We start from the raw sequence: 24,974 nt of genomic DNA, 5'->3' as shown, positions 1-24,974 counted from the left end.
TTGTTAATGGTTACCTTGAAAATAAAGCAGCATTTGTCCCTGCAAGTCTGCCTGTAACAAGAGCTGACGTAATATTGTAGCCCCCGGTATAACCATGTATATCTAGAATTTCTCCGCAAAAATACAATCCATTCATTTTCTTAGAGGCCATTGTCTGCGGTTCGACTTCTTTAACAGATACTCCGCCTCCAGTTACAAATGCTTTATCCAGCGGCAAGGAGCCGTTAACTGTGAATTGAAAGGATTTAACATTCTTAATAAATGTGCGGATCTTTTCATTTGAAATGGTCGCATTTTGTTCTGCAGGATCAATTTCACTTTTTTCTAAAAGGAATAACAAATATCTTTCCGGAATAAAACCTTTAAGTGTGTTTTTAATAATTTTTTTCGGTTCTTCCTTCATTTTTCTTACTGTATCCTGAAAGAGAGGCTCTTCTTTTACATCGGGCATACAATCAATACTCATCGTCACGGGCCCTTTTTCTTTTTTCATAGCTTTAACAGCAAATTGACTGCAGCGCAGAACGGCTGGACCACTGATGCCAAAGTGGGTGAAAAGCATATCCATTCGATGTGTAATCAGCGCTTTGCCTTTAGGGTTTAATACACTTAATGCAACACTTCGAAGAGATAACCCCTGCAGCGTTTTCTCTTTAATAAAAGATTCAGACGAAGTGAGCGGTACTTCTGTTGGAAAAAGATCTGTGATGGTGTGCCCAGCCTTTTCTGCCCAAGCATAACCATCTCCGGTTGATCCTGTATGAGGGACAGATTTGCCTCCAACAGCTATCACTATAGATTCAGTCTCAAAAATTTCGCCGCTATGAAGCTCGACTGATTGAACAGAATCATTCTTGTAATGAATATCTTTAATGGGACTATTCTTTTTTATTTGTACATTTAACTCTTTCAACCTATTAAGAAGGGCGTCAACAACAGATTGTGCTTTATCACTGACAGGAAACATTCTGCCATGATCTTCTTCCTTTAGGCGAATCCCCAGGTTCTCAAAGAAAGCGATAATGTCTTCATTGCTGAAGATATTGAGGGCACTATACAAGAACCTTCCATTGCCGGGAATATGCTTAATAATCTCATCGACGGGCAGTCTGTTTGTTACATTACAGCGCCCTCCACCAGAAATCGCCAGCTTTCTTCCAAGTTTCTCACCTTTATCTATAAGAAGCACTTTTGCTTTGTTCTCAGCTGCTCCAATTGCGGCCATCAAACCAGATGGTCCTCCGCCAACTACAATTACGTCAAATTTCATTCTATCCACCAACTTATTTTGATTCGTTATATGCAACATGTTTTATTATACTTTATTTGTCACAATCATAAAAATAAAGAAGGAAATTTCCAGTTGAAAGTAGCATTCTGTAAAAAAGAAGAGTACACTACAAATAGTGTGCCAAAAAAAAATGGAAGCACTAGATTTATGCATGTTTAGAAATTACACTTGGCTATTGGCCAAGTTTATTTGATTATAACTAAGAAACACGAAGCAAGGCGCTTCCGCTTTTCTTAAAAAACAGTGTCTAGCTGCAGCGCCTAGCCCCTCTATGGTCTAAGTCAATCTGTCCAGAAGGTTAAAGAACAAACCTTCTAGCCATCTTGCCTTATGCTTGTCGGGGCTGAGCAAGGCGCTTCCGCTTTTCTTAAAAAACAGTGTCTAGCTGCAGCGCCTAGCCCCTCGAGGTCATAAGTCAATCTGTCCAGAAGGTTAAAGAACAAACCTTCTAGCCATCTTGCCTTATGCTTGTCGGGGCTGAGCAAGGCGCTTCCGCTTTTCTGATAAGGGTAGGGGTTTTATGTCTTCGAAGCTTTTGCGCGGTACGTTTATTTTAACACTTGGTACTTTTGTTTCTAAGCTCCTGGGGTTATTATATGTGATCCCATTTTCTCGTATTGTAGGGCCTGAGGGAACGATCCTTTATCAATACGCATATGTTCCTTATACGATTTTTCTAAGTATGTCCACCGCTGGTATTCCTCTTGCTATTTCTAAGTTTATTGCCAAATATAATGCTATTGAAGAATACTCAGTCGGCAGGCGGCTGTTTAAATCAGGCATTTGGGTTATGCTGGCAAGCGGGATCATCTGGTTTGCGATCCTTATGTATTTTGCTCCTGAGTTTGCGGCAGTGTTTACCGATGCAAAAGAGAACCAGAAGCTTGAGGAAACGGTAACAGTTATACGTGCAGTCAGTTTTGCGCTTATTATTATTCCTTTTATGAGCTTAATTCGCGGGTTTTTCCAAGGGCATCAGTCTATGGGGCCATCTGCGGTTTCACAAGTAGTGGAGCAAATTGTCCGTATTGTTTTCTTGCTTGGCGGAGCTTATGTTGTACTTTACATGATGGATGGATCTATTGTGGAGGCGGCTAGTGTCGCTACATTTGCAGCATTTATTGGAGGAATTGGCGGTCTTTTCGTCTTATTCTGGTATTGGTATAAAAGAAAGCCGCATTTGGATCAGCTGCTGCAGCATGATAGGGGGACAGCAGATATCTCCCTAAGGGACATGTACAAAGAAATCATTATTTATTCTATTCCATTCATCTTTGTTGGCGTTGCTAATCCTTTATTTCAGCTGATTGACTTGATGACGTTTAATAGAACTATGGATGGCATTGGAATTGATATAAATGAATCAGAATATCTTTTGAACATTTTAAACTTTGAAACCCATAAAATTGTTATCATTCCAGTGACACTGGCGATTTCGTTCTCGCTAACACTGATTCCAAGTATCACAAAAGCATTTGTGGATGAAGATCAGGCTTCACTTAATCGGCAGATGAATCAAAGCTTACAGGTTATGCTCTTTCTGACATTGCCTGCAGCTGTTGGTGTCGCTTTGCTGGCAGAACCTGTTTATACGCTATTTTATACAGCAGATATAGAAGGTGCAGCAATTCTGCGTAAATATGCTCCGGTTGCTGTTTTATTCGCATTGTTTTCTGTGACCGCAGCTATTCTGCAGGGAATCAATGAGCAGCGATTTACTGTTTTAAGCTTGCTGGTTGGAATTTTAGTCAAGCTGAGCCTGAATGTCCCTTTCATCAGCTGGATGCAAACAGAGGGGGCCATTTATGCAACTGCTATTGGCTATTTAACAGCTATCACTATTAATTTCTATGTGATAAAGAAATTCTCTGGATACCGTTTTCGATTCGTTTTTAGAAGAAGCCTGCTAATTGTTATTTTTACAGGCATTATGTTAGCTATTACGTTTTTCTTATATAAAGTGTTAACGATCTTTTTATCACCAGAGTCTGTTGCTCAGTCTGTTATGATTGTAATCCTTTGCGGTGTAATCGGATCGGGAGTTTATTTTTACCTCGGAATTAAATCGAGACTAGTGTACTTCCTCTTTGGTGACAAAGTCGATCGTCTGTTAAGCAAATTGAAATTAAAATAATGGAGGAAGGAGGATCAGTTTCATGAGAATTGATAAGATGCTTGCAAATCTCGGCTACGGAAGCCGTAAGGATGTAAAGAAGCTTTTGAAAAATGGTTCTGTAACCATTAATGAGGTGGCTGTTAAAGACGGAAAACAGCATGTGGACCCTGAGAATGATATAGTGATGATTCATGGAGAACAAGTAGAATATAAGGAATATATCTATCTGATGATGAACAAGCCGCAAGGGGTTATTTCTGCTACAGAGGATACCCGGCATGAAACGGTCATTGATATTTTAGAAGCAGAAGATGTTGTTTTTTCTCCTTTTCCAGTAGGCCGTTTAGATAAGGATACGGAAGGTTTACTTCTTTTGACTAATGACGGTCAGCTCTCACATAAACTTTTATCGCCAAAAAAGCATGTTCCAAAAACGTATTTTGCTGTCATTAACTCTGAAGTAACAGAAGAGGACCAGGAAGCCTTTAAAAAAGGTGTCATCTTAGATGATGGCTATGAAACGAAGCCTGCCACCTTAAAAATATTAAAATCTGGTCTTACTTCGGATATTGAACTGACGATCACAGAAGGAAAATTCCATCAAGTGAAAAGAATGTTTGAAGCGGTTGGAAAACGTGTGATGTATTTGAAAAGAATGTCAATGGGACCGCTTGAGCTTGATCCTTCGTTAGAACTTGGTGAATATCGGGAATTAACGGATGATGAGCTTGAATTGCTATTATCGTACGAATCGTAATATATAGGAATGCAGAAAAAATCGCCTATCCATTTAGGCGATTTTTTTATGGTTATAATTTATGTGTTGTGATGCTTAAGATGACATCTTCACCTTCTTTTGTGTAATCGTCCATTTGCCCCGGCTTGGACTTTTAACTAAGTCGTTATAGGCCAAGACGTTAAGGTCTCTTTGTATCGTTCGAGGTGTTATACCAAATTCCTCTACAAGCTCCTGAGTTGTTACAGTTCCGTGTTTGCTGATAAACATGTAAACGGATTTGATACGGTTTAACATCCGGTTAGTCGAAGGTTTCAAAAAACCACTCCCTATCCATTTTTCAAACCAATGGCAAAATTTCTGCAACCGACAGCCTTCAAAGAAGAAACGTGTCCTTCAAGCATATGTAGTTTTTTTCCTCAGACAACCCCTTTACAAAATGTCACACAATCTAAGATGTCGTACTACTATCCTAATTGTACCCTCATTGTCTGATAATTTCCACTTAGACGCAAAATATTAATCGAATTTTAACAAAACTTGCTGAAACCTCCTCTCAATGTCCTTCTAATACATCTATATGGCTGGAGAGGCTTAAAATATGTCTGAAAATTTCGGAAAATATGTTGTCAGGATAATGTAAAAAGTAATTAAAAAACACTATTTCCATCTGCTGTATATTATTCTATAATCGATAAGTATTGTAAAAAAATGATAGAAGGAGAATGGTATGGATCAATCATTACGTCAGCAATTAGTGCATCCTAAGGAAAATATTTATTTTGCACTTGTAATATTATTCAGTATTTTAACGTATGTGCTTCTTGCTGTTTCAATCATAGGTATAGCAATTATAGTCGTTTTACTTTTGCTTTCTGTTTTTCTTCAAGGTCTTATGATGGCTGGTATTAGAAGGAATGCCGTAAAGCTTAGTGAGGAGCAGTTTCCAAGATTATATGAGCTGGCTGCACAAACGGCTGCAGATATGGAACTGAAATCTGTTCCTGATATTTATGTTATGGAGTCAGAAGGCGTTTTAAATGCTTTTGCCACCAGATTTTTCAGAAGAAATATGGTTGTTTTATATTCCAGTATTTTTGAGATGGCAGAAAGAGGCGCGGAGAAAGAAGTACTGTTTGTGATGGCACATGAATTCGCCCACTTAAAGAGAAACCATGTGCTGGTCAATACGCTTATTTTACCAGCCATGTGGGTGCCGTTCTTGGGGACAGCTTATTCGCGTGCTTGTGAATATACTTGTGATCGCTATGCTGCTTATTATGTACAATCATATGAAGCCGCTAAGGACGCACTTACGATGCTTGCCATTGGTTCCAGCTTGTATCCGAAAGTAAACAAAGAAGCATATATGAAGCAACTGGAAACTGAAAGCGGATTTTTTGTCTGGTTAAATGAAAAACTCTCAACTCATCCGCATTTGCCAAAAAGATTATATGCTTTGTCACGTTTCTTCTCGAGTGAAATGACGCCTGTTCTAAAAGAATCAAAAGGCAAGGTTGTTATTGGAGTCATTATTTCATTTTTTGTATTCATTCTTTTAAGTGTTGCAGTTTGGTTTTCAATAAGCCAACTGGAAAAGCTCGATCTCTTTTCGGATTCCTTATATGAAGAGGATTATAGTTTTACTGGAGAAGAAATCCCTGTTGAAGGCGTTACGCCCCTTATGGATGCTGCCTTTAATAATGATACAGCTTCCATTCTCACTTTAATCGAGGAAGGGGAGGATATAGACGCTGTGGACTCTGAGGATACTTCTGTTCTGCATTGGGCTGTATATGGAGATAATCTTGAAGCTGCAGAGGTGCTTCTTCAAGCTGGTGCAAATCCTGATACAGTAGATTATACAGATTCTACTCCATTAATTACTGCTGCTGCAAATGGCAACGCGGAACTGACTGAACAACTTCTGAACTATGGCGCCGACTCAGCCTACATCGACGCTTCGGGTTCTACAGCATATGACTATGCTATGGAATATGGATATAATGATGTCGCTGCCTTGCTCGCAAACGATTAAAACAACATACAGAAAGCCAGGGGAATTCCTCTGGCTTTTTCTTTATTTATGCAGTTTAAAACTAATATAGAAATTAGTTTGTACCTTCTGACGTTTATAAAAATAGTAATAAGGATAAAAGAATTATAAACAAGTTAGTTAGCAAGAAAAAAATTCACTTTATGAAGATTTGGATACATTATTCATTTATCATTTTTGTGGAATTGGTTAGTCTGCAGGCTTTACATTTTTGCAATCCATTTAAGAGTGATAGAGTAAATATAGAATGACATATAGGAAGAAACAATTGATCATACTTATAAAATATAAGGGGATGGCTGATCATATTACATTTATGTATGAAAAGCACAAGCATGGGTCCCTGTTTTTTCATGTGTGTTAAATATTAAAGGGGCTGTGAGTGATGATCCGTTTTGAGGATGTTAAAAAGCAATATGATGGTTCTGTAGCTGTGAATGATCTCAATTTTGCCATTGAGGAGGGGGAGTTTTTTGTTTTAATTGGACCGAGCGGCTGCGGGAAGACAACGACACTGAAGATGATGAATCGTTTGATTGATCCGTCTGACGGTACCATTTTGATCGATAATAAAAGAATAACTGATTATGATATACATAAATTGCGTTACAATATCGGCTATGTGCTGCAGCAGATTGCTCTGTTTCCGCATATGACGATTGAAGAGAATATTGCCATTGTACCTCAGCTAAAAAAATGGAATGAGCAGGATATACAAGCAAGAATATCAGAACTTTTGGCCATGGTGGGATTGAACCCAGAGGAATTTAAGGACCGCAAGCCTAATGAGCTTTCTGGCGGACAGCAGCAGAGAATCGGGGTGGCGCGTGCTTTGGCAGCGGATCCGAAGCTGATCTTAATGGATGAGCCTTTCAGTGCGCTGGATCCGATTAGCAGGGAAAAGCTTCAAGATGATCTCTTAGAGCTGAAAAAAACGATAAAGAAAACAATTGTTTTTGTTACACATGATATATCCGAAGCTCTGAAGCTTGGCGATCGCATCGGTATTATGAATGAAGGGAAGATGGTTCAGATCGGCACACCAGAAGAACTTCTGAATGCACCGCAAAATGAATTTGTAAAAAGCTTTATTGGCAGAAGTAATGATGAAACTCCTATCAATTTGGAAGAGCTTCTATCACCGCTTTCTCCAGAAATAGAGCTGTCGACTGTTAGGAAAATACATACAGGATTTACGATACAAGAGCTTCTTCATACCTTAAAAGAGGATGAGCAGGTTGTCATAATAGAAGATGATCAAGCACTCGGTTACATTGACCGGCAGGCAGTTATTGCCTACCTGGCGAGTGTTGCGGTAAAGGGGGGAAGCTTAAATGAATGATTTTATGAATGTATTTTCAGATCGAAGGGGAGAGCTTCTTCAAGCGCTGATTGAACATATGCAAATTTCGTTTATCGCGCTCTTTTTTGCAGTATTGCTGGCAATTCCGATTGGAATCTTTTTAACACGGAAAGAGAGACTTGCCGAAAGCATCATTGGGATAACGGCAGTTCTGCAGACCATTCCATCGCTTGCTCTGCTTGGTTTATTAATTCCGCTATTTGGCATCGGCCGTGTACCTGCCATTATTGCACTGGTTGCATATGCACTGCTGCCAATTCTAAGAAATACCTATACAGGCTTAAAAGAAGTCGATCCTTCCCTTTTGGAAGCTGCACGTGCCATGGGTATGAATACATATCAAAGACTTGGAAAAGTTGAGCTTCCGCTTGCAATGCCGGTTATAATGGCGGGAATTCGAACGGCAATGGTCCTGATTATTGGAACAGCCACTTTGGCTGCTTTAATTGGTGCAGGAGGTCTGGGAGATCTTATACTGCTTGGAATTGACCGAAACAATATCCTGCTCATTATTTTAGGTGCTGTACCAGCAGCACTGTTAGCTTTATTTTTTGATTTTATCTTGAAAAAAATTGAGCTATTATCCTTTAAAAAGTCTGTCACTGCCTTTGCCATTATGGCTGCAGCAGCACTATTAATTATTCTTTCACCTCTAATTTTTGCTGAGGAAGAAAGTGATCTTGTAATCGCGGGGAAGCTTGGTGCTGAACCAGAAATCCTTATAAATATGTATAAGCTGCTGATTGAAGATGAAACAGATCTCCAGGTCGAGTTAAAACCTGGTTTTGGTAAAACTTCTTTCGTATTTAATGCCTTGCAATCGGGAGATATTGATGTGTATCCAGAATTTACGGGTACAGCGATTGCAGAATTCCTGAAAGAAACGGCAGTGAGCACAGATGGAGAAGAAGTGTATGAACAGGCAAAAGAAGGCATGATGGAACAATATAATCTGACTTTATTAGAGCCAATGAGCTATAACAATACGTATGCACTGGCAGTTCCCAAAGAGGTGAGCGATCAATATGGAATCACATCAATCTCAGATGTCATTCCTGTGCAGCAGCAGATTAAACCAGGCTTCACATTAGAGTTTGCAGACCGGGAAGATGGATATCTGGGCATTCAGGAGCTATATGGCATCGAGTTTCCAGAAGTCATAACAATGGAACCGAAGCTTCGTTATCAGGCTGTTGAAAATGGAGAAATCAATATGGTTGATGCCTATTCAACAGACAGTGAACTCGAGCAATATGGTTTAACAGTGCTGGAAGATGATCAAGGACTATTTCCACCCTATCAGGGAGCACCTCTATTGAGAGAGGAAACAGCAGAAGCTTATCCCGAAGTGGTTGATGCATTAAACAAACTAGCTGGCAAAATCACAGATGCTGAAATGCGCGAAATGAACTACCAAGTGAATGTGGAAGGCAAAAGCCCTGAGGAAGTAGCTGAGGATTACTTAAAAAGTGAAGGATTGTTGGAATAGTAGGCTATATTAAGAAACAGACAAGATCTTGAGAACTAAAGTGGCATGGACATAAGTATTTAACACGACCATAGAACTGAATGGTTAGGAAGTTCATCTTTCTAATCATTCAGTTTTTTTGTTATTTTAAAATATATCTTTTTAACATGAGTGAAATGGAGCGGAGGATCTCGACTCCGGAGGGAAATAGAGGAAAGGGTGAGACCCCGCGGCGGAGGTGGAATTGGAGTGAAATGCTTAACATTTCATCTTCACTTCATTTGAATGCAGTGCTGTAATCTTTGAATCAAAAAGCCTCGAACACCTGCAAAATCTATGATAGAAATAGTTTCATAATAGGAATAAGTTTTTCTTTCAAATTGCCAGTCATCATAAAGAACACTTATCTTTAGCTGATTTTTAGGCATAATTTTGCTGGTATCGAAGCATGCAGTCAACTCATGAAATAAGTTATGGCTTAACCCAGAAGCTGCAAGTTCAATAGAAAACTTCCCTGCCACACTTTCCCACCAGGTTTGAAATCCTTTAAAGACTTTTTTGTATTCCTGAAAGCTTTCTGGATTGTTCAAAAAAAGCTTCTCGTAAAATAGGCAGCTTTCATTGTGGAAAATCTCAATATCTTCCGCATTGCCAGGATCTTTTGAAAGTCGCAAGTTTATTTTATCCCAAAGTTCCGACAGCTCATTTTCAAAATTCTCGGCAAGATATTTGAGCTGAGGGATATAAGGAAATTTCAAGTAACCTTTTTCCCCTTCCTTATGATTCACATATATATTCTGTAAAAATAGTAAAAAGTTAAGTGTATATGGAGTATCCAGTCTGATTGTAAATGTTTGTTCTCCCATGAATGTCACCTTCCTTTTAATTATTATCTCATTTTACTATATTTTGCATTTTTATTATTAAAAATACAAATTTACCAAAACCATTTCTTTTCTAATTCGTATAAATGATAGGGAGGGAAATGAATGAATCTATTACAAGTAAATATTAGAGCTGCTGGCTATGAAAAAGATGAAGCAAAAATAAAGGATATTGACTTTGCAATCGGGAGGGGCGAGCTCATCGGACTGATTGGACCAAATGGTGCTGGAAAAAGTACAACCATTAAAACACTGCTTGGACTCTTGCCCTATAAAGATGGAGAAATATTATTTAAAGAAAATGCAACGTATTCTTACATTCCTGAGCGGCCCATTTTTTACGATGAATTAACATTATGGGAGCACCTTGATTTTGTTGCAGCAGTAGAAGGACTGGATGATCGCACATATAAAGAGAAAGCGAATAAATTGCTGCAGCAATATAAATTAGCAGAGCATGCCCATGAATTTCCTGGAAAATATTCAAAGGGAATGCAGCAGAAAGCTATATTAGTATTATCGATGATCACAGACCCGGATATTTATATTATTGATGAGCCATTTATCGGATTAGATCCTAATGCAATGAAACTTTTTCTTGAATCGATCGAAGAAGAAAGAAAAAGAGGCGCGGGAATTTTAATGTCAACACATGTTTTGGATACAGCAGAAAAGGTTTGTGACCGTTTCTTAATGATTCATGAAGGACAGCTGCAGGCGGAAGGCACATTGGCAGACATAAGAGAGCAGTGCAGTTTGCCGAATGCTTCTCTCTTTGATTGTTTTCACCAAATAGCGGAGGGTAAGTCCAATGAATAGCAGCAGTATTTTTCTTCGAAGACTGAGGGAAAACCAGCGATACAAACGCAAAGTCTGGAGAACTGTGGCAGATTGGACTGTTGTTGTTTATATCATCATACCAGTCATACTTATTGGTATTTTTAGATATATTTCATGGTGGCAGGAGACGCCATCATGGGCAGAGCCTCTCCCTCTATCAATCTTCTTTTTCGGTTTATTCCTGCTGTCGTGGTACGGCAATATTCAGACATATGTGGAAGAAGCAGATAAATTGTTTTTAGTGAAAAAAAGAAAGCTTTTTCTGGGTGTAAAAGTTTTTGGCTATGGTTATTCATTGGCAGCAGAGGCTTTGAGCACAATTGCTATACTGATTATTCTCTCACCCATTCTTATTCTGAAATTTAATATTGGGAGCGGGCTAATTTTTTTATTATTCTTCTATTTATTTTCATTTCGCTCCACGATCCTAATTTGTAAATATTATTGGAAAAGGATAGAAAGCCGCTGGATCGGCATGTTCACAGGAATATGTTTATTTGCTGTTTTTGGCGGAATACATCTGGGTGCCTATTCTCTATTTGTGGGTGGAGACCTGTTGAATTTTGCACTGGCTGGTCTGAGTCTTATCCTGCTGGTTGGCAGTGTGATCGTTTCCTATCGGGCGCTGCTGCGCATTTCAACGATTGATCATGACATCAAGATGGGACAAGACAGCAAAAACTCAGGTATAAATATGATTTTTACCATTTCGCAGGATGTAGAGAAGCCTGTCATCACAAAAAGGAAACGTCCTCTTTTATTTAGAAGATCGAAAAGGATGTTCCAAAAGAGAACAAAGGCAAATGGGTTTATAGAACTATTTATAAAGGCATTTATACGTAATTTCTCTTATTGGCTCAGTTATTTTCAGATGACGTCCGTTGGTGCGGCCGCTATAGTTGTTATACCGCCGATGTGGATTAAATCCATTATCTTTTTCGCTTACTTGTTCATGATGTATACATGGCTTCAGTCTGTTTGGGATAAAGTCTTTCAGGTTAATCCAATTACAAAGAAATATACAGAAGCTGATGATTACTTTAAAGCAAGAAAAAGAACGATTTTGATTTTATACTTTATTGCGATTTTGCTGCTGATCGGAATCTCCTCAGTGGGATTGTTTATATATTCCTCTTTCTCTATACTGTATCAAATGCAATAATCAACTATTTTCATCGTTTTGTTTTATAATGTGATGAGAATGAAAAACCTATAAAAAATACATATAAAGATTTCGAGGAGGATGAATCATGAATGTGCTTGACTGGAACAAGGAAGTTAATAATCGAAAAGAAAGCCTGATTAAGGATACACAAGGTCTTCTGCAAATTAAAAGTGTGCTGGACGAAGAAAATGCAGCGAAAGATGCGCCGCTTGGACAAGGGGTAAAAGAGGCACTGGATTTCATGCTGACACTTGGTGAAAAGGACGGCTTTACAGCCAAAAATGTCGGCAATCTGGCAGGCCATTTAGAGTTTGGAGAAGGAGAAGAGATCGTCGGAATTCTATGTCATGTGGATGTTGTTCCAGAAGGTGACGGGTGGTCAAGTGATCCTTTTGGAGCTGAAATTCGTGATGGCAAAATTTTTGCCAGAGGAGCAATTGACGATAAAGGACCAACAATGGCAGCTTATTACGCGATGAAGATTGTGAAGGAATTGGACTTGCCTCTTTCCAAAAGAGTTCGCATGATTATAGGCACAGATGAAGAAAGCAATTGGCGCTGTGTGGATCATTATTTTAAGCATGAAGAAATGCCAACACTTGGATTTGCACCAGACGCTGATTTTCCAATCATTTATGCGGAGAAAGGGATCTCCGATTTCGATATTGTGCAGCTGAAAAAGGAACAGAAGGAAGCTGAAAATGTTCAGGCAGAAGTGAACAGCTTTCATTCAGGCTTGAGATATAATATGGTCCCTGATTTTGCGAAGGCTTCATTGCTGATCCACTTTGAACCAACCGAGATTGTGCAAAAGTACTCTGATTTTCTTCGGGATGGAGATCTAGAAGGTAAATATTATATGGATAATGGAATGTTAATTTTAGAACTTCAAGGCGTATCTGCTCATGGATTAGAGCCTGAAAATGGGAAGAATGCCGGTTTGCTGATGGCTAATTTCCTTGCGGGTATTCAGCTTGATGCAGAATCTCAGCATTTTATTACATTTACAAACCGCTATTTCTGCGGCGATTCACGCGGGAAAAAGCTTGGAATCGCGTTTGAGGATCATATCACAGGCGAATTAACCGTTAATGTTGGAAAACTCTCTTATACAAAAGAAGATGGCGGCCGTCTTGGTTTAACTGTTAGATACCCTGTTACGAATGAGATGGATCAAACAAAAGAAAAACTGGACCAGCTATTAGAAGAAAATCAGTTTGCCATTGAAAATTTTTCAGATTCAAAACCTCATCATGTTGCTGAAGATGATTTTCTTATTCAAACACTCAAAAAGGTGTATCAATTACAGACAGGGGAAGAACCGGAGCTGCTTTCAATCGGCGGCGGCACATATGCACGGTCGTTAAAATCTGGAGTTGCCTTTGGTCCGCTTTTCCCTGGAAGAGAAGACATTGCCCATCAAAAGGATGAATATATGTATATTGATGATCTGGTAAAGGCTGCCGCGATTTATGCTCATGCTATTTTTGAGCTTGCCAAATAAGAGAATAGGCTGTTAAGATAGCAGAAAGTTTAGTGCTTTAAAGGGTGTTGGCAATTATTAGTGAGGGGTGCTGGAAAAATGGAATATGTCATTGTTAATGGAGAATTCGTAGAACGTTCACAAGCAAAAGTAGATATTGAGGACAGAGGTTTTCAATTTGGTGACGGTGTTTATGAAGTTATTCGCGTATATAATGGAAAAATGTTTACGGCAGATGAACATCTAGAACGCCTCCATGTGAGCGGAGAGAAAATTGGTCTGAAGATTCCCTATTCCGTTGAAGAACTTAAAGTACAGCTTGCAGAGCTGATCATCAAGAATGATTTAAAACTTGGAACGATCTATATGCAGTTCACAAGAGGGGTTTCACCTAGGAATCATCCGTTCCCCGCTGAAACGATTGCACCGGGTTTTACCGCAAATATTAAACATGTCGGACGTCCTTCTGAAAACATGGATAACGGAGTGAAAGCTCTATTAAAAGAAGATGTTCGCTGGCTGCTTTGCGATGTGAAAAGCTTAAATCTTCTTGGCAATCTTTTAGCTAAACAGAAAGCCGTTGCAGCAGGCTGTTTTGAAGCCATTCAGCACCGAGGCGAAACGGTGACAGAAGGCAGTGCCTCCAACATTTCTATTGTTAAGGACGGCAAAGTGTTTACACACCCTGCTACAAATCTCATTCTAAATGGGATTACAAGAAGAGTATTTCTTGATCTGTGTGAAAGAAATCAGATTCCATTTGCAGAGGAAGCCTTCACACTTACTGACCTATCAGAGGCTGATGAAGTGTTTTTATCAAGTACCACAGCTGAAATTATGCCGATCATTCAGATCAATGATAAGCCAGTCGGAGCAGGTGCGTCTGGACCGGTAACAAAGAAACTGCAAGAGCTGTTCCAGCAAGAGATCGAAGAACAGTGCGGGAAGATTATGTAAGGATAGAGACTCCTTCTAGATATTCTAGGAGGAGTTTTTTTATTCTTTCCGAAAGTAGTAATAAGCAGCACAGAATAAAATACCCAGCCTTTTTGGAAACTGCCTCCTTCATCTGCTAAAATGAAAAAAATGTATTTTGGAGGTTATTTTGTGGGAAGAGATCATTATTTCTTTGCTTTAAGTTTGCCAGAAGATCTAAAAAGGGAAATGTGGAGTTATTTTGAAACATATAAAGTAAACCTTCCATTTAAAACATGGGTTCACCAGGAAGACTATCATATTACACTTGCCTTTCTTGGCGGAGCGGAGCAAAACATGCTGGCAGAAGCGATCGATCTAGTGAGGAGTTCTCTGCAGCAGGAAGAAATAGGGTCTTTTTCATTACATATAGATAAGCTTGGTGTATTTGGCCAAGCTGATTCTCCGCGCATATTTTGGGCGGGATTGAAAGAAAGCCCGCCCTTGCATACGGTGAGAAAGAGAGTATACGATGCTTGTTTAAAAGCAGGCTTCCAGCTCGAGACTCGTCCGTTTAAGCCCCATATAACAGTGGCAAGAAGATGGCAAGATCAGTCAGCCTATTCAAAAGAACACCTTGAGCCTAAAGAATGGATGTTTATGGCAAAGGAAGTTGTGTTATACAAAACAAATATGCATCAAACACCAAAATACGAAAGAATAGCCATTTTTCCGTTACGGTAGATATATAATGAGATATAGGCAGTTATGCGAATACCATGCAGTAAGTTTGCGCATTTAAAAAAAACGAAAAATAGCCTAAGAATAAAAGAAACAAGGCAGGGGCAGAAATGGGACAATTAATTAAATTACAAGACTATGTGTCAAGATATGAGCAGAATATATATTTATATCCTTCCAGATATGTCAGGCTCAAAAAGCAGCAATGGGAAAAACTGCAGGCAGCCTGGGAAAACAAAGATGAGCCATCACCTTTCTTTGAAAGAGCTTTATTGGAAGAAAATTGGACGCCTGAAGCAGAGGAAAAGCAGATTCTGCAGAAACTGAAAGGGCTTTTTAAAAATGATCGCAAAGCGGAAGAATTGATGGAGGTACATGCTGCGGAATCAAGCGGCGAAAAGCAAAATCAAGACCAAGACCAAGCTGAACAGCTGGAATTCAGTGTTACTTATAGCAGCAGACCGCATTCACTTGAACTTTTAAAACAGCAATTTCTCGATCAGATTTTTCGATTCCAAATGAAATGGGCGAGTTCCACCTTAATGGAAAAATCATTTGTCGATAAAACATTTTATTATAATGAACAGTTAAAGTATTTTCTGCAGCGCTTTCCAGACACTTTTCTTGTCTTATTCCGCCCGATTTTTCTGCTGAAAAATGCTCCGGTCGAAACAGAAACGATGGTCATCACACCGACTGAATTATGGTGCATCAGCTTCTTAGAAGAAGAGGAAAATGCAGTGTTTGTGGGGTCTCAGGAACATTTTTGGCTAAAGCGCGGTAAAAATGGCGAAAAGAAAATATTAAATCCGATGCTTGCCTTAAATCGGACCGAAAAGATTGCTAAACAAATTTTTAAACTGCATGATATTGAACTGCCGATCAAAAAAGCAATCATCAGCAGAAATGGTTACATTGATTTCCCGGCAACGCCAATCGATATTGAGTTTATAGAATCAAGAAAATATGAAGAATGGTTTCAGAGTATGAGGGGTCTGCGTTCACCTTTAAAGCATATTCAAATGAAAGCATCATCTCATCTGCTTCAATATTGTCTAACATCATCTATTCGACGGCTGGAATGGGAGCAGCAGGATGAATGAGCAGACTGACCAGCTTATATGTATCGTGAATCCGTCTGCGCAAAATGGGGGCTGTCTTAAAATATGGAGAAAACTTGAGGAACAGTTAAAAGCACAAGACGTCTCTTACATTGCTTATTTTACAAAAGAAAAGAACCATGCTGCCGAACTGACAAAGAAGATTGCAGAACAGAAGCGGGGGAAACCTGTGCTCATTGCAGTGGTTGGCGGTGATGGTACGATGCACGAGGTCATGAATGGCGCGGTGAAATATAAGAATGTAAAAATCGCCTTTATACCAGGCGGGTCAGGAAATGACTTTTCAAAAGGTTTTCACGTTTCCAGTGATGCCATGACAGCCTTAAAAGAGTTATTGCCTATCAGAAATCAGAAAGGCACATATGTTGATATCGGTGTCATATACGAAAAAAACAATAAAGAACCAAATTATTTTATTAACAATATGGGTGCCGGTTTCGATGCGGAGGTTGCTTTTGAGGCGAACCATTCACCTTTTAAACAGCTGCTAAATGTATTTTCACTAGGCAAGCTGGCATATGTATTGATATTGCTTAAAAGGCTTTTCACGTACCAGAGAACGGAATTAGACATAACAATTGACGGTAAACGCTATCAGTATACTAACGTTTGGTTTGTTGCGATTTCCAATCAGCCATACTACGGCGGAGGTATGAAGATTGCGCCCAAGGCTTCTCCCCTAGATGGCAAGCTCGATATAACCGTTGTTCATCATGTGTCCAGGTTGAAGCTTTTATTTGTTTTTCTAACTGTTTTTTCCGGTAATCATGTACATATAAAAGGTGTTGAAATATTTAAGGGAAAGTCGATTCAATTAGACTCCCGTTCCCAGCTTTCGGTTCATGCAGATGGAGAGGCGGCCGGGAATACCCCGATATCAGTTGCTCTTTTGCCGCGGCAAGTACAAGTTTTGAATGGAATTAATCAGAAGGAAAAAGAGGAGGTTCGGCAGTGTTGATTAAGATTGAAAGAGATTTTGAAGCATATTTAGATGAAATCAGCTTAATAACCATCCTGCTTCCTTATGATTATTATGAAGGAAAATCAGCTGCGTTTTTCATCAAAAAAGATCAAGAAAGAGTCCAGCTTGAATTGCTTGGCAGCGAGCCAATTGAGGAGTATGTAAAGTATTCTTGCAGACTGGATCAGAGTATAGATATTGGATCGGAGTATTGGATTGAAGATGAACATGGAAATGAAACTGATTTACAAATAGGTGCCGTCATTCGCACAGAGGAATTTGATGAATTATTTTATACAGAGTGCAAATTGGGTTTTACTTATGCAAAGGAAAAGACGTCTTTTGCTCTATGGGCTCCAACAGCTGGGAAGGTGAAACTGAGACTTATTAATGATGATGGCAGTGATTCACAAGAAGAGCTGATGAAAAGAGGAGATAAAGGAGTTTGGGAGCTGACAATCGATGGCGACCTGGAAGGAAGAAAATATACGTATCTTGTGTGCGTTAATTTACGCTGGCAGGAGTCTGTAGATCCATATGCTGTTGCGCTTACGCCAAACGGAGAGTACGGTGTGATTGTTGATCTGAAAAAGACAGCTATGACGAAAAGAGAGCTGCCAGCGTTAAGCAGTCCTGTAGATGCCATTATTTACGAAACACATATTCGTGATTTCACGATCCACCATGATAGCGGTGTAAGTCAAAAAGGTTTATATAATGGTGCGGGTGAAATAAACACTAAAAGCAGTGATGGAGGATTGACAGGATTATCATATGCTGCTGATCTTGGTGTAACTCATATTCAATTTCTTCCTTTTCATGATTTTGCAGGTGTAGATGAAGTAAAGAGTAATAACGAATATAATTGGGGCTATAATCCCCTTCATTTTAATGTACCTGACGGCAGCTATTCAACAGATCCCGGAGATCCTTACGCACGAATTATAGAATTGAAGGAATTAATATCAACTGTCCATTCTTTAGGTTTAAGGGTTATAACAGATGTCGTTTACAATCATGTATACGAACGGGAAAGTTCTTCATTTGAAAAGATTGTTCCCGGCTATTTTTTTCGGCATGATGCTTTCGGTATGCCATCAAATGGAACAGGGGTCGGAAACGACATTGCCTCAGAGCGGAAAATGGTAAGGAAATTCATTATCGATTCTGTGCTGTTTTGGCAAAAAGAATATTATGTTGACGGTTTTCGCTTTGATTTGATGGGAATCCTTGATGTTGAAACCATGAACCTGATTAGAAAAAAAACGGTTGAAAACGATTCTTCTGTTCTTTTATTGGGAGAAGGGTGGGAGTTGAATACTCCTATATCGGCAGAGAAGAAAGCAAGTATGCGGAATCAGTCTAAGATGCCGGGAATTGCTCATTTTAATGATCGATTTAGGGATCGAATAAAAGGCAGTACATTTCATTTATACGATAAAGGCTTTGCTTTAGGAAATGCAGGTTATTACCAGGATGCTGCGGAAGTGATTGGCGGAAGTATTGGAATGCTGGATGAGAAGGGATTATTCCTCTCTCCTGAACAGTCCATTAACTATGTGGAGGCACATGATAATCATACGCTCTGGGATAAGATCACAGCCTGTTTTCCGGATGAAGATGAACACGAATTAATGCTGCGCCATCGATTGTCTACCGTGATGACAATCTTGGCTCAAGGTGTTCCATTTCTTCACAGCGGACAGGAATTTTTCCGCACAAAGCAAGGAGTGGGAAATAGCTACCGTTCTTCAAATGATATTAATCAGATGGATTGGAGCAGAAAAGAAAAATATGTTGACCATGTAGATTACATTAAGGGAATTCTCTCAATCCGCAAAAAACACGGAGCATTTCGCTTCCGAGAGGCAGAGAGGATTCGAAAGCATCTCCGTATTCTAGAAGAGCGGAAGCCTGTTTTAGGTTTTGCACTGCAGGAAGTAAAGGAGTTTGGAAGCTGGAACCAAATACTGGTGTTCATCAATCCTTTTCATGATGTTTGTATTGCGGATCTTCCTGAAGGAAGGTGGTCTGTAATCGCAAACGATCAATATGCAGGAATAAATGAGCTGGAAGCTGTTTCGGAAAATTTCAAATTGAAGCCTATCAGCACGTACGTTCTAATTCAGGAGGAAATATAAAAGCTTATGGAGATAGACTTGACGGCTAAAGCCCTAAAGAGATAAAATTTACTATTATAGCTATTGTTGAAATGGAATCAATAGCTTTTTTTTATTGGAAAAATTGAAGGAGCTTTTACAAAGCCCTAATGGTTCAAATGCAGTAAAACTTGAATAATAAATTAAAATAATGCATACATGCAACGTTGGGCTTCAGCTGCTGAAGCCTAATTTAGCTATCGAGTAAAGCTGAAGCATAGCAAATTGAAGGTGAACAATCTTGGAACATTTTTTTGGAGAGGAATGGGAAATTGTACCCGCTGGGGGAGCAACTGGCGAAGCTTATTTTGCTCAGTTTGAACAGCAAAGATTATTTCTGAAAAGAAATTCTTCCCCCTTTCTCGCTGTATTATCTGCAGAGGGTATTGTCCCTAAGCTCGTTTGGACAAAGAGAATGGAAAACGGTGATGTGGTAACAGCCCAGCAATGGCTGAATGGCAGAGAGCTGAAAGCAGCGGACATGAATGATGAGCGAGTGGCAAAGCTGTTGAACAAAATCCATTCCTCTAAGCCGCTGCTTGCTATGCTAATGAGGATCGGGAAACCGCCTTTACAGCCTGAAAGCTTATTAAATATGGTTAATACGCAGTTAGATCCTTCACTTAGGCACCATGATCATGTACAAAAGGGCCTTCAATTTTTGCATTCATCCATTGAGCAAATTGATTGTGAAGAGGTAACGGTTTGTCATTGTGATGTCAATCATAACAACTGGCTGCTGACTGAGGACAACCAGTTGTATCTAATTGATTGGGATGGTGCCATGATTGCAGATCCAGCCATTGATCTTGGCATGCTTCTTTACTGGTATATTCCTGAAGACCAGTGGGAAGAATGGGTACAGCGTTATGGTGTACAATTAACGGATCATTTGCGTCTGCGCATGAAGTGGTATGTCATTGCTCAAACGCTTCATTTTATACAATGGCACAAAAGTAAGGAACGTTATTCTGAAATGGATAAGTGGATAGAGTTCCTTACTGCTGTTTTAGACTAAGAATATTGATTGATTTCACTCACCCATTGTGAGAGTTCCTGCTGATTAGATTCAATATGCTGATCTAATTCCGGTGCAGCGATCCCATTTTGGCTATAGCGGTAAATTTCTTCTAAAACAGGCTGGATATGGCGATCTGAATTGGTTTGAACCATTAAAGATTTGACTAATCGTTCAAGCTGTTCACATTCTGCAACAGAGCCGCAGCAATCATTTTGATGATTGCTTAAAATATCTTTTAATAATGAAAACTGATCCTGCTGGTTTAATGGCATAACAGACATCCTTTCTGCTTAAGAATGATTACATTTGCGAATGGTTTATTTCTAAGCTCTATAAAGCAGAGAAAAAGGGAATCACAACTAGGTTGTGATTCCCTTGTTTATTTATACGTGGCAGAATCTTGAATACACTCTATAAGGGTTGCGCTTAAAGGTTCTGCATGATATGTTTTGAAGGATATTATTTTTTAGGAGTGTCAGTATGCGACAAAGAAATAAGCCTTGGGCTAAAGATAAATTAAATGAATATCCACAATATGTAATCGCTTCGCCACAAGAACATAAAGGCAAGTGGGACACTGTTTTTGATCAGAAGCAGCCTCTGCATATCGAAATTGGTACAGGCAAAGGCAGATTTATAACAGGAATGGCAAAGGCAAATCCTCATATAAACTATATAGGCATTGAATTGGCAGAAAGTGTGATTGTAACAGCACTGGACCGCATTATTGAGGAAGAAATTCCGAATGTTAAATTAATGAATGTGAACGCAAATGACCTTGAAGAGTTTTTTGCTAAAGGTGATGTTGACCGCGTATATTTAAACTTCTCAGATCCATGGCCTAAATCACGCCATGCTAAAAGAAGGCTAACTTATAAAAGCTTTTTGCAGATTTATGAAAATATTCTCGTTGATCAGGGAGAAATTCATTTCAAGACAGATAACCAAGGGTTATTTGAGTACTCTTTAACAAGCTTTTCAGAATACGGAATGCTGTTAACTTATGTAAGTCTTGATCTGCATAAAAGCGACTATGAAGGAAATATTATGACAGAATATGAAGAAAAATTTTCAAATAAAGGCAGCAGAATTTATCGCTGTGAGGTTCGCTATCAATAAGCTTATCCTTTTGGGATAAGTTTTTTTTATAGGAGATCCCGGTTATTTTGGGGAGATAAACTGACATTGCCTTGAATAAATCAAATTTACGGCGAAAATAATGAATTTGGTTGAATATTAGAGTTCTTATGGCCATTATTAAATCCACGAAGCTTATAAAATCAACAAACCGCGGCAAATTCAGCCGCGGCACTCATTATACAAGCTTAAATACTTCTAATATCGTTCCTGTTTTTGCGTCTGCAATAAATTCAAATTGCTCAGTGACATCATCCTGCTGTCTGGAAATACCGCCCTTATATACATCATAATGAAGCAGTCCTTTTTCATAAGGCTCAGCTTTCATATGTATCCACGAACCGCTGATTGGACCTTCTTCTTTAAACAGCCTTTTTGCATGATCCAATACTTTATCAGCAGACTGCAATGATTTTTCAGCCAGCAGTTCTTTTGCTGCATAGCCGCTGACAAGGCCGATTCCTAATCCAAGTAAAAATGATCTCCATTTCATGAAAGCACCTCCAAAGATAATTGCTATATTCATCTTATCAAAAAAAGCGAATGATACAAACCTATCAATTGAAAAGGTGGCAAGCATTGTGAAAGTTCTGTAAAATAGGATTTATACATAATGCATTCTTTTGCAGTGTGCAAAATAAAGGAGCTAATAAAAATGAATGAAAAAACATTGCAGCTTTTTAAAACATTAACAGAGCTTCCTGGTGCTCCAGGAAATGAGCATGCTGTTCGAAAATTTATGCGTGAGCAGCTGAGCAAAAATAGTGATGAGATTGTACAGGATCATTTAGGAAGTATTTTTGGTGTAAAACGCGGAGATGCCAATGGACCAACTGTCATGGTTGCCGGTCATATGGACGAGGTTGGCTTTATGGTCACTTCCATTACTGAAAATGGAATGCTGCGCTTTCAGACATTAGGCGGCTGGTGGAGCCAAGTATTGCTGGCGCAAAGAGTACAAATCATTACCGATAACGGTCCAATTATTGGTGTCATCGGCTCGATTCCGCCTCACCTTCTTGATGAAGCAAAACGCAGCAAGCCAATGGATATTAAAAACATGCTGATTGATATCGGTGCGGATGACAAAGCAAATGCCATTGAACTTGGCATCAAGCCAGGGCAGCAAATCGTCCCATTATGTGACTTTACTCCAATGGCAAATGAAAAGAAAATTTTAGCCAAAGCATGGGATAATCGCTATGGCTGTGGCTTAGCAGTTGAACTTCTTGAAGAAGTAAAGGATGAAAAGCTTCCAAACATCCTTTATTCAGGAGCAACTGTTCAAGAAGAGGTTGGCTTAAGAGGTGCACAAACAGCAGCAAATATGATTAAACCAGATATTTTCTTCGCGCTTGATGCAAGTCCAGCCAATGATATGTCAGGGAATAAAAATGAGTTTGGCCAGCTTGGCAAAGGGGCATTGCTTCGAATTCTTGACCGTTCAATGGTTACTCACCGCGGAATGCGTGAATTCATTTTAGACACAGCAGAAACAAACAACATTCCATACCAGTACTTTGTTTCTCAAGGCGGCACAGATGCAGGACGTGTCCACGTTTCGAATGAAGGAATTCCTAGCGGCGTCATTGGAATCTGCTCAAGATACATCCATACACACGCATCCATTGTCCATGTCGATGACTATGCTGCAGCGAAGGAACTGCTTGTAAAGCTAGTGAAGGCAAGTGACCGTGCGACAGTAGACTCTATTCGTCAAAATAGCTAAAGATTGTTGAGGTAGCTTAGGCTGCCTCTTTATTTATACATATTAAGTGAGGTTTGAAGATGAAAAAAATAATAATCGGCAGCAAAAATCCAGCAAAAATTCTAGCGGCTGAAACTGCTTTAAAAGAATACCCGGCAGAGCTTTCTTCCTTTGATGCTGCTTCAAATGTTAGCGAACAGCCATTTTCCGATGAAGAAACGATTAGCGGTGCGATTAACCGTGCCCGCGATGCTATGCAAAAAGGCAGCGGAGAGATTGGCATTGGGTTAGAGGGCGGAGTTGTTGAAACAGAATATGGTCTTTATCTCTGCAATTGGGGAGCTCTTTATGAAGAAGGCCAGCCCCCGATTATTGCTGGAGGAGCAAGGATTCCGCTGCCTGAAGAAATAGCTGAAAAGCTGCGTGCAGGTATGGAACTGGGTCCCGTAATGGATGAGTATGCCCAAAAGGAAAATGTACGGAAAAAAGATGGAGCAATAGGAATCTTTACTTCTGGCCGCATTTCTCGCATTGATATGTTTACACATATTTGTTGCATGCTGCTTGGTCAATATGAATACAGAAACCGGGCCGAATAGATAAAAGAACAGAAAGAAATCCGCAAGTGAATCTTGCGGATTCTCTGTTAGTTAGAAAATACGTACTGAACTACTTGAAGGGCTTGATCAACACGCTCTACCGTAACATGTGCTTTTTGGGATAATTCCTTAAGCGGATGATGCAATGATTCTGGGCGGATCAGAATGAGCGGCTTTCCAAGTGTTACGGCAGCGCTGGCATCCATAGCCGTATTCCATTGCTTATATTTTTCGCCAAATAAAGCAATTACCAGATCGCTTTTTTGTAATAACAGCTCTGTGCGTAAGTTGTTGATGCTTGATGCGGCTTCATCACGAAGAATCGCATTTGGCTGAGTGCCCAGAATTTCCTCTCCAATATAATCAGAGCGGTCATGGTCTTCCATAGGTCCATAAAATGTAACTGGAAGCTCTAATGCCTCCGCTTTTTCTTTGATCTCTTTTCTCCAGTCAGAATGAATTTCCCCTGCTAAGTAAATTGAAAGCTTCATGGGATCTACCTCCTTTGTAACATCTTACCACTTTTTCCTTCGGCAGCCGATATATTCGCTCTCCAATTTTCTTTAAAGGGTTGTCAGACGAATATTGGAAAATGTATGATAGAATAGGACAATTGAAATGTTGACAGGGAGGAAAAAAGTATGAGGAAGATTTCGGTCGGTTCCTTGCTCTTACTTCTCAGTATCCTATTCATAAGCGGCTGTTCCGCTTCTTTAAATGAAGAAGAAAGTACGATTACTGAGGCAGTTAAGGACGCCTTTCAAACATCACCAGAAAATACAAACAATGAAAATGAAGATATTGCATTTTACTTGCCTCAAGGCTATGAAATCGAAGAAGAAACTGATAACAATGTCATTTTAAACAATGGAAATAAAACGTATATTCTTTTTTACAATCAAAACGAAGCATCTGACAGTAAAGTTGTATATGATTCAACAATTAACCAAGGTGACTATGAAGTCAATGAAACGTTTGAAAAAGAAGACGGCTTTGGTTTCTTACTAATTAAAGAAGCTGAAGAGAAACTAAATGAAATGACGGTAGGAATCGGCGGTGTAAAGCTTACTACCCAAGTAAAAACAAGTGAACTGTCTGAAACGGCTTCTTCGATGATGGAAATTGCACAATCCGTTGCAGTGAAATAAAAGGTGTTTCTGAAACACCCTTATGTCCAGTTTGAATGGCATAAGGGTGTTTTTTTTAGATA

24 protein-coding genes are annotated in these 24,974 nt (G+C 39.4%); 18 read left to right on the top strand and 6 right to left on the bottom strand.

Annotation, left to right across the window (positions count from 1 at the left end):
- Positions 1–10: 10 nt before the first annotated feature.
- Positions 11–1,270 (bottom strand): BaiN/RdsA family NAD(P)/FAD-dependent oxidoreductase, encoded by a 1,260-nt coding sequence (locus tag J1899_RS17300; RefSeq protein ID WP_214475468.1) that lies wholly within the window; start codon positions 1,268–1,270, stop codon positions 11–13.
- Between the two features lie 541 nt (positions 1,271–1,811).
- Between J1899_RS17300 and J1899_RS17295 the strand changes: the two genes are divergently transcribed.
- Together J1899_RS17295 and J1899_RS17290 are read left to right on the top strand one after the other, a co-directional pair.
- Positions 1,812–3,425 (top strand): putative polysaccharide biosynthesis protein, encoded by a 1,614-nt coding sequence (locus J1899_RS17295; protein ID WP_214475466.1) that lies wholly within the window; start codon positions 1,812–1,814, stop codon positions 3,423–3,425.
- Positions 3,426–3,447: 22 nt separating this feature from the next.
- Positions 3,448–4,164: a pseudouridine synthase gene (locus tag J1899_RS17290; RefSeq protein ID WP_066442950.1), complete on the top strand. Its 717-nt coding sequence runs from the start codon at positions 3,448–3,450 to the stop codon at positions 4,162–4,164.
- Positions 4,165–4,239: 75 nt separating this feature from the next.
- Here the strand turns inward: J1899_RS17290 and J1899_RS17285 are convergent, their stop codons facing one another.
- Positions 4,240–4,461 carry a DeoR family transcriptional regulator gene (locus tag J1899_RS17285; protein ID WP_066451410.1) on the bottom strand — a complete coding sequence of 74 codons (222 nt, stop codon included), beginning with the start codon at positions 4,459–4,461 and terminating at the stop codon, positions 4,240–4,242.
- A 412-nt stretch (positions 4,462–4,873) separates the two neighbouring features.
- Here J1899_RS17285 and J1899_RS17280 point away from each other — a divergent pair, with 412 nt between their 5' ends.
- The 3 genes from J1899_RS17280 to opuFB all read left to right on the top strand — a co-directional run bounded on the left by J1899_RS17280 (position 4,874) and on the right by opuFB (position 9,051).
- The gene (locus tag J1899_RS17280; protein WP_066442951.1) at positions 4,874–6,181 is read left to right on the top strand and encodes a M48 family metallopeptidase; all 1,308 of its coding nucleotides are present in this window, start codon (positions 4,874–4,876) and stop codon (positions 6,179–6,181) included.
- Positions 6,182–6,584: 403 nt separating this feature from the next.
- The gene (locus tag J1899_RS17275; RefSeq protein ID WP_214475464.1) at positions 6,585–7,541 is read left to right on the top strand and encodes an ABC transporter ATP-binding protein; all 957 of its coding nucleotides are present in this window, start codon (positions 6,585–6,587) and stop codon (positions 7,539–7,541) included.
- Entirely contained in the window at positions 7,534–9,051 is a 1,518-nt protein-coding gene (gene opuFB / locus J1899_RS17270; RefSeq protein ID WP_214475463.1) for an osmoprotectant update ABC transporter permease/substrate-binding subunit OpuFB, read from the top strand. Before J1899_RS17275 ends, opuFB begins: the two co-directional genes overlap by 8 nt.
- A 251-nt stretch (positions 9,052–9,302) precedes the next feature.
- Here opuFB and J1899_RS17265 read toward each other — a convergent pair whose 3' ends face one another.
- On the bottom strand, positions 9,303–9,788 hold the full coding sequence (locus J1899_RS17265; RefSeq protein ID WP_214475460.1) for a hypothetical protein: 486 nt from the start codon (positions 9,786–9,788) through the stop codon (positions 9,303–9,305).
- Positions 9,789–10,019: 231 nt separating this feature from the next.
- Between J1899_RS17265 and J1899_RS17260 the strand changes: the two genes are divergently transcribed.
- The 9 genes from J1899_RS17260 to J1899_RS17220 all read left to right on the top strand — a co-directional run bounded on the left by J1899_RS17260 (position 10,020) and on the right by J1899_RS17220 (position 20,317).
- The gene (locus tag J1899_RS17260; protein ID WP_066442954.1) at positions 10,020–10,733 is read left to right on the top strand and encodes an ABC transporter ATP-binding protein; all 714 of its coding nucleotides are present in this window, start codon (positions 10,020–10,022) and stop codon (positions 10,731–10,733) included.
- Complete coding sequence (locus J1899_RS17255; RefSeq protein WP_214475459.1) at positions 10,726–11,916, top strand: ABC transporter permease; 1,191 nt, start codon at positions 10,726–10,728, stop codon at positions 11,914–11,916. Before J1899_RS17260 ends, J1899_RS17255 begins: the two co-directional genes overlap by 8 nt.
- Before the next feature lie 88 nt (positions 11,917–12,004).
- Positions 12,005–13,423, top strand: coding sequence for a dipeptidase PepV (pepV, locus tag J1899_RS17250; RefSeq protein ID WP_214475457.1), 1,419 nt, complete (start codon positions 12,005–12,007; stop codon positions 13,421–13,423).
- A gap of 78 nt (positions 13,424–13,501) precedes the next feature.
- Complete coding sequence (gene dat, locus J1899_RS17245) at positions 13,502–14,359, top strand: D-amino-acid transaminase (protein WP_214475456.1); 858 nt, start codon at positions 13,502–13,504, stop codon at positions 14,357–14,359.
- A 150-nt stretch (positions 14,360–14,509) separates the two neighbouring features.
- On the top strand, positions 14,510–15,061 hold the full coding sequence (thpR, locus tag J1899_RS17240) for an RNA 2',3'-cyclic phosphodiesterase (protein WP_246586509.1): 552 nt from the start codon (positions 14,510–14,512) through the stop codon (positions 15,059–15,061).
- 107 nt (positions 15,062–15,168) lie between these two features.
- Positions 15,169–16,161 carry an NERD domain-containing protein gene (locus J1899_RS17235; protein WP_214475454.1) on the top strand — a complete coding sequence of 331 codons (993 nt, stop codon included), beginning with the start codon at positions 15,169–15,171 and terminating at the stop codon, positions 16,159–16,161.
- Positions 16,154–17,137, top strand: a complete 984-nt coding sequence (locus J1899_RS17230) for a diacylglycerol/lipid kinase family protein (RefSeq protein WP_214475453.1) — start codon at positions 16,154–16,156, stop codon at positions 17,135–17,137. The genes J1899_RS17235 and J1899_RS17230 overlap by 8 nt, the downstream gene beginning before the upstream one ends.
- Entirely contained in the window at positions 17,134–19,281 is a 2,148-nt protein-coding gene (gene pulA, locus J1899_RS17225; protein WP_214478889.1) for a type I pullulanase, read from the top strand. Before J1899_RS17230 ends, pulA begins: the two co-directional genes overlap by 4 nt.
- A gap of 259 nt (positions 19,282–19,540) precedes the next feature.
- Positions 19,541–20,317, top strand: coding sequence for a phosphotransferase family protein (locus J1899_RS17220; protein WP_066442960.1), 777 nt, complete (start codon positions 19,541–19,543; stop codon positions 20,315–20,317).
- Here the strand turns inward: J1899_RS17220 and J1899_RS17215 are convergent.
- Positions 20,314–20,592: a YtzH-like family protein gene (locus J1899_RS17215; protein WP_066442961.1), complete on the bottom strand. Its 279-nt coding sequence runs from the start codon at positions 20,590–20,592 to the stop codon at positions 20,314–20,316. The genes J1899_RS17220 and J1899_RS17215 overlap by 4 nt on opposite strands.
- Positions 20,593–20,800: 208 nt before the next feature.
- Between J1899_RS17215 and trmB the strand changes: the two genes are divergently transcribed.
- Positions 20,801–21,439, top strand: a complete 639-nt coding sequence (gene trmB, locus J1899_RS17210) for a tRNA (guanosine(46)-N7)-methyltransferase TrmB (RefSeq protein ID WP_214475451.1) — start codon at positions 20,801–20,803, stop codon at positions 21,437–21,439.
- A 196-nt stretch (positions 21,440–21,635) separates the two neighbouring features.
- Here trmB and J1899_RS17205 read toward each other — a convergent pair whose 3' ends face one another.
- Entirely contained in the window at positions 21,636–21,950 is a 315-nt protein-coding gene (locus J1899_RS17205) for a PepSY domain-containing protein (RefSeq protein ID WP_066442963.1), read from the bottom strand.
- A 162-nt stretch (positions 21,951–22,112) separates the two neighbouring features.
- Between J1899_RS17205 and J1899_RS17200 the strand changes: the two genes are divergently transcribed.
- Both J1899_RS17200 and J1899_RS17195 read left to right on the top strand, forming a co-directional pair.
- Complete coding sequence (locus J1899_RS17200) at positions 22,113–23,186, top strand: M42 family metallopeptidase (protein WP_066442964.1); 1,074 nt, start codon at positions 22,113–22,115, stop codon at positions 23,184–23,186.
- Positions 23,187–23,245: 59 nt separating this feature from the next.
- Positions 23,246–23,764, top strand: a complete 519-nt coding sequence (locus J1899_RS17195; protein WP_214475449.1) for a DUF84 family protein — start codon at positions 23,246–23,248, stop codon at positions 23,762–23,764.
- 47 nt (positions 23,765–23,811) lie between these two features.
- Here the strand turns inward: J1899_RS17195 and J1899_RS17190 are convergent, their stop codons facing one another.
- Entirely contained in the window at positions 23,812–24,255 is a 444-nt protein-coding gene (locus J1899_RS17190) for a YtoQ family protein (RefSeq protein WP_214475447.1), read from the bottom strand.
- 150 nt (positions 24,256–24,405) lie between these two features.
- On the opposite strand from J1899_RS17190, the gene J1899_RS17185 reads away from it, so the two are divergent.
- Entirely contained in the window at positions 24,406–24,912 is a 507-nt protein-coding gene (locus tag J1899_RS17185; RefSeq protein WP_214475445.1) for a hypothetical protein, read from the top strand.
- The last annotated feature ends 62 nt before the right edge of the window (positions 24,913–24,974 follow it).

Source organism: Cytobacillus gottheilii (genome assembly GCF_018582665.1).
Lineage (GTDB): Bacteria > Bacillota > Bacilli > Bacillales > Cytobacillaceae > Cytobacillus > Cytobacillus gottheilii.
Note: the sequence above shows the minus strand (reverse complement) of the source record. Positions and strands in the feature narration are given on the sequence as shown.

Excerpts from the sequence above, each read along its gene's own strand:
- J1899_RS17230 (WP_214475453.1), top strand. The coding sequence starts at position 16,154 with ATGAATGAGCAGACTGACCAGCTTATATGTATCGTGAATCCGTCTGCG.
- J1899_RS17200 (WP_066442964.1), top strand. The coding sequence starts at position 22,113 with ATGAATGAAAAAACATTGCAGCTTTTTAAAACATTAACAGAGCTTCCT.
- J1899_RS17260 (WP_066442954.1), top strand. The coding sequence starts at position 10,020 with ATGAATCTATTACAAGTAAATATTAGAGCTGCTGGCTATGAAAAAGAT.
- J1899_RS17290 (WP_066442950.1), top strand. The coding sequence starts at position 3,448 with ATGAGAATTGATAAGATGCTTGCAAATCTCGGCTACGGAAGCCGTAAG.
- J1899_RS17215 (WP_066442961.1), bottom strand. The coding sequence starts at position 20,592 with ATGCCATTAAACCAGCAGGATCAGTTTTCATTATTAAAAGATATTTTA.
- J1899_RS17205 (WP_066442963.1), bottom strand. The coding sequence starts at position 21,950 with ATGAAATGGAGATCATTTTTACTTGGATTAGGAATCGGCCTTGTCAGC.
- J1899_RS17295 (WP_214475466.1), top strand. The coding sequence starts at position 1,812 with ATGTCTTCGAAGCTTTTGCGCGGTACGTTTATTTTAACACTTGGTACT.
- J1899_RS17255 (WP_214475459.1), top strand. The coding sequence starts at position 10,726 with ATGAATAGCAGCAGTATTTTTCTTCGAAGACTGAGGGAAAACCAGCGA.
- J1899_RS17195 (WP_214475449.1), top strand. The coding sequence starts at position 23,246 with ATGAAAAAAATAATAATCGGCAGCAAAAATCCAGCAAAAATTCTAGCG.
- J1899_RS17235 (WP_214475454.1), top strand. The coding sequence starts at position 15,169 with ATGGGACAATTAATTAAATTACAAGACTATGTGTCAAGATATGAGCAG.
- J1899_RS17185 (WP_214475445.1), top strand. The coding sequence starts at position 24,406 with ATGAGGAAGATTTCGGTCGGTTCCTTGCTCTTACTTCTCAGTATCCTA.
- J1899_RS17275 (WP_214475464.1), top strand. The coding sequence starts at position 6,585 with ATGATCCGTTTTGAGGATGTTAAAAAGCAATATGATGGTTCTGTAGCT.
- opuFB (WP_214475463.1), top strand. The coding sequence starts at position 7,534 with ATGAATGATTTTATGAATGTATTTTCAGATCGAAGGGGAGAGCTTCTT.
- J1899_RS17300 (WP_214475468.1), bottom strand. The coding sequence starts at position 1,270 with ATGAAATTTGACGTAATTGTAGTTGGCGGAGGACCATCTGGTTTGATG.
- dat (WP_214475456.1), top strand. The coding sequence starts at position 13,502 with ATGGAATATGTCATTGTTAATGGAGAATTCGTAGAACGTTCACAAGCA.
- J1899_RS17280 (WP_066442951.1), top strand. The coding sequence starts at position 4,874 with ATGGATCAATCATTACGTCAGCAATTAGTGCATCCTAAGGAAAATATT.
- J1899_RS17190 (WP_214475447.1), bottom strand. The coding sequence starts at position 24,255 with ATGAAGCTTTCAATTTACTTAGCAGGGGAAATTCATTCTGACTGGAGA.
- trmB (WP_214475451.1), top strand. The coding sequence starts at position 20,801 with ATGCGACAAAGAAATAAGCCTTGGGCTAAAGATAAATTAAATGAATAT.
- pepV (WP_214475457.1), top strand. The coding sequence starts at position 12,005 with ATGAATGTGCTTGACTGGAACAAGGAAGTTAATAATCGAAAAGAAAGC.